3 protein-coding genes, 1 rRNA gene and 1 pseudogene are annotated in these 4081 nt (G+C 56.6%); all 5 read right to left on the bottom strand.

The window, feature by feature from the left end:
* Positions 1 to 338: 338 nt before the first annotated feature.
* Positions 339 to 524 (bottom strand): annotated as a pseudogene (locus ACMKFF_RS04260) (TnpV protein); the annotation flags it as partial.
* 53 nt (positions 525 to 577) lie between these two features.
* Entirely contained in the window at positions 578 to 2068 is a 1491-nt protein-coding gene (gene abc-f / locus ACMKFF_RS04255) for a ribosomal protection-like ABC-F family protein (RefSeq protein ID WP_419496154.1), read from the bottom strand.
* A 284-nt stretch (positions 2069 to 2352) separates the two neighbouring features.
* Complete coding sequence (locus ACMKFF_RS04250; RefSeq protein WP_419496153.1) at positions 2353 to 3063, bottom strand: hypothetical protein; 711 nt, start codon at positions 3061 to 3063, stop codon at positions 2353 to 2355.
* Positions 3064 to 3204: 141 nt separating this feature from the next.
* Positions 3205 to 3831, bottom strand: a complete 627-nt coding sequence (locus ACMKFF_RS04245) for a flavodoxin family protein (RefSeq protein WP_419496152.1) — start codon at positions 3829 to 3831, stop codon at positions 3205 to 3207.
* A gap of 109 nt (positions 3832 to 3940) precedes the next feature.
* A 5S ribosomal RNA gene (rrf, locus tag ACMKFF_RS04240) occupies positions 3941 to 4056 on the bottom strand.
* Positions 4057 to 4081: the final 25 nt, after the last annotated feature.

Here is a 4081-nt window from a genome sequence, read left to right as displayed (position 1 = left end):
ATATATTCCATCACTTAAATCTATTTTTCTGTAATGAGCATCTTCAAGTTTTAAAAGTTCATCTTCAGTTGGAACAATATTATCTTCACAATAAACACATTGTAATATATTATATCTTATATCCTTGCTTATTTCAAGGTCATAAGCATTTTTTCATATCTTCGGCAAATTTCATGCTTCCACAAATTGTATAAGTTTTCACCCAATCACCTCATCAAATTCCGATTTGTTGCTCACTTTTCGTATTCAAATTATACCATAAAACTTGTGAACAGTTCTACCGCAACTTTGGACTATATGAGAAAAGTCCGAACAGTTTTCTGCCCGGACTTCCTCGCTCAATCATAAATCAATTCCGCTTTCACAATCTCCTCTGCCTGTGCCTTGCAAGCGTTCATCTGCCGCACCCATTCCATTTGATTATCGGCTTTCAGTTGCTCGGTCACGCCGTTTTGCTCTGCCAGTGACCGCACGATCAGCTCCATGCGGTTTCGTGCCGCTTCGTCAATCTCGGCGCAATACTGTCTTACGTACACCCAGCTATCTGCAGGGTGTCTTTTTTTGCGAAAAATTGCATTTATGCCTTCTGCATCGATACGATCCGCGTTGCAACGTGCTCGCAGAACGCTTTATCATGCTCCACAAACACGATGGTCGGCCGGAACCGGAGCAGGAGCTCCTCGATCTGGATGCGTGAGATCACATCGATATAGTTGAGCGGCTCATCCCAGACATGCAGGTGCGCCCGCTCGCAGAGCGAAGCCGCCAGCAGCACCTTTTTCCGCTGTCCCTCGCTGAGCAGCCGCAGGTCGCGCTCCAGCTGGGCCTTCGGCACATCCAGTTTGTTCAGGATGGAATAGAAGCGGCTTTCATCGATCTCTTTTTCGCGGATCAGCTCTGCCGCGCTGCCGCAGAGCCCCGACGTGTTCTGCCCGACAAAGGAAATGCGCAGGCCGCTGCCACGCCGGACCTCGCCTCCATGCGGGACGTCCATGCCGCACAGCAGATGAAGGATACTGCTTTTGCCGCAGCCGTTCGGCCCCTGCAGTGCGATCCGCTCCCCTGCCCGCACCGAAAGGCCGAACGAATCGCAGACAGTCCGCGCCCCATATGCGATGCGGATGTTCCGCAGCTCTGCGAGCCGCTCTGCATAAAATGGAAGCTGGACGAGCTTCAGTTCCTCCCGCCGCTCCAGGTTTTTCAGGAGCAGCTTTTTCTCCTCCAGCGCGGCTTCGCGCCGCTTCTCGATGGCCTTGGCGCGCGCCATCGTGCGCTCCGCCTTTGCTCCCTGATAGGAGCGGTAATTATCCGGCCGGTCCGCAGGCGCGCTGCCGATCTTCCGGGCCTCCGCCCTTCCCGCCCACTGGGTTTTTTCGCGCGCCGTATCCTGCAGGCGGGCGATCTCCCGCAGGAGCTTCTCGTTTTTCCGCTGCTCAAAGGCGTCCTGCCGCTCCCGGTTCTCCATCCATGTGGAAAAATTCCCCCTGCAGACCTGAATATCCGCCCGGTTGATCGAGAGGATGTGGTCGACGCATCCGTCCAGAAATGCCCGGTCGTGAGAAACGAGAAGAAATCCGCGCTTCCGGCTGAGATAACGGCTTACTAGCTCGCGCCCCGGCAGATCAAGATGGTTTGTCGGCTCGTCGATCAGCAAATAGTGCTGCTCCGACGAAAACAGGACCGCAAGCTGCAGCTTTGTCTGCTCGCCTCCGCTGAGCGTGGCATAGGACCGGAGCAGGATCGACTCGTCGAGCCGCAGCTTTTCCATCTCGCACTGCAGCCGCCAGAGCTCATAATCCGGCTCCATTTCCGAGACGGCGTCGATGGCCGGTGCCTCCGGACGACGGATCAAATAAGGGAAATAGGAAACCGGCGTGCTCGCGGAGATCGTTCCCTGATAGGGATATGTCCCGCCCAGCAGGCGAAGCAGCGTTGTTTTTCCGCGCCCGTTGCGTCCGATAAGGCCGAGTCTCCAGCCGGTGTCGATCTGGAAGCTGGCATTTTCAAAAACAGGCTCATAGCTTCCATCATAGGTAAACGTCAGATTTTTGACGTGGATCAGTGACATTGTGTGCCCTCCATGACGTAAAAATGGCCGCAGGAAAGCATCCCGCAGCCATTGTGCATCCGTCGCCAGAGGGCAGACCGGTCACGCGCAGTTGAGGGATCCGCATATTCCTGCATCAGGGCATAGCAAAGCCAAGCGGCCGCTTCGCCGCTTTGTCTTGTCAGCCCAACGTTCAGCAGGAAATATGGCGCATCTTCTCAACTCCACTTCCGATGCCGCGCCGCAGCGCGGCTCAAAATTTGGTTTCATTATAATAGAGAATTCGGGAAATTACAAGGGAAATCTCATTCGGATGCCTGCACCGCCCGCGGCCTGCGCAGCAGCAGGACGAGCGTCAACAGAAGCTGCGGAATGAGCACGATCGCAAAATGCAGTGCGGCCCGGCCGAGGTCGAACGGTAGCGTCCAGTAGGTCATGCCGAACTGCAGCGCAAACAGCATGACCATCCATGCCGCCGGGTAGAACGTCACACGGCGTCCGGCGCGGAACACGAGCAGCGTGATGCCGAGGCAGCACACCGTCGCTGCGATCCAGATGCCCGCCATTGGGCTGCCTGTGAACAGCCCGTCATGCAGCAGATCGAGCAAACTGACAAACAGGTACAGGACGGTTAGACCGCCATAGGCCGCCCACGCCGTGCATGGCATCTCCCGCCGTGCCGCAAGATGGAACCCCTGCACGGCAGCCGCAAACAGCCCGGACGCCAGGCCGGCCAAACCGATCTCCAGAAAATACCCGCGGAGAAAATAGCTGGGGATCAGAATAAAGCCCAACGTCAGGAAGATCGGAGCAGCCCAGCAGAAGCGGCCGCTGTACCAAGTCAGCGCACAGGGCAGGATCACGAGGGAAAGCGGCAGAACGGCTGCAAGCAGGATCAGGCTGGCGGATGGCAGGCCCGCGAGCAGGAAACAGGCGATACAGAGCAGCAGACAGCAAAGCAGAGCAGCGCCCGCCGAGACAAGCTCCGTGCGGAGGATTTTTTCCTTCGGGTTCATGGAGGTTCCGCCTTTCTGTATCAAATTTCAATCTGGATTTGCATTCTATGCGCAGGTTACCATATTCCGCCCGATCTGTCAAGCCCTTCCTGTAAAAAACGGGGCGGCTTCCGAACGAAACCGCCCCGTGATATTCCGGATTTATCGGATGAAATGCGTCGCAATGCGGGCTTCCTTCTCCGGAAGGCCGAACTGCTCGCGGCCGAGCGCGATGCTGCGCATCAGGAAGGTCATGTTGCGGGCCAGAACGCGCATGGTCTGCAGGCCCTCGCCGTCCTGCTCCGCCTCCCCTGCCGCGCGGCCGTGGATGCTGTTCCAGTACTGGCTGGAGGCCACCGGCATGCCGGAGATCGTGAAATATTTATTCAGCTCATCGAACGTCGCGGAGCAGCCGCCTCGGCGGGCGCAGGCCACGCTGGCGCCGACCTTCATCGTCTTATCAAACGAAGTGCTGTAAAACAGGCGATCAAGGCAGGCGACAAGCGTCGCATTGGCAGACGCATAGTAGACGGGGCTTGCCACGACGAGGCCGTCCGCCTGCTCGAATTTCGGGGCTAGCCCATTCACCACGTCGTCAAACACGCATTTGCCGAGCTTGGCGCAGCCGTTGCAGGCCACGCAGCCGCGCACGGCCTGATTGCCGACCTGCACGGTCTCGACCGCAACGCCGCTCTCCGTAAAAATTTTCTCCATTTCCCGCAGAGCGATGGACGTGTTGCCGTTCGCGCGCGGGCTGCCGTTGAGCATCAGGACACGAAGCATTTTCATAAAAATATCCTCCTTATGCGCGCCGCAGCGCCTCCGATTCTGTGTTCTGTGTGATGTGTGATGGGAAAGGGTAGAATATGAAAAGAACCTGCCGATTGGCAGGTTCTTATGTTGGCGTTACCTATCTTCCCGTGCAGTCACCCGCAAAGTATTGTCGGCGCAAATGAGCTTAACTTCTGTGTTCGGGATGGGAACAGGTGTACCCTCACCGCAATCAACACCAACTATTTATCTGTCTTCAGGCTTCTGC

The sequence above is a fragment of the Faecousia sp. genome, from assembly GCF_048519415.1.
Taxonomy (GTDB): Bacteria; Bacillota; Clostridia; order Oscillospirales; family Oscillospiraceae; genus JAZOXB01.
The sequence above is the reverse complement of the archived record's forward strand: the minus strand, read 5'-3'. Positions and strand labels throughout refer to the sequence as shown.

Coding starts and splice junctions, on each gene's coding strand:
- abc-f (WP_419496154.1), bottom strand. CDS start 2,068: ATGTCACTGATCCACGTCAAAAATCTGACGTTTACCTATGATGGAAGC.
- ACMKFF_RS04250 (WP_419496153.1), bottom strand. CDS start 3,063: ATGAACCCGAAGGAAAAAATCCTCCGCACGGAGCTTGTCTCGGCGGGC.
- ACMKFF_RS04245 (WP_419496152.1), bottom strand. CDS start 3,831: ATGAAAATGCTTCGTGTCCTGATGCTCAACGGCAGCCCGCGCGCGAAC.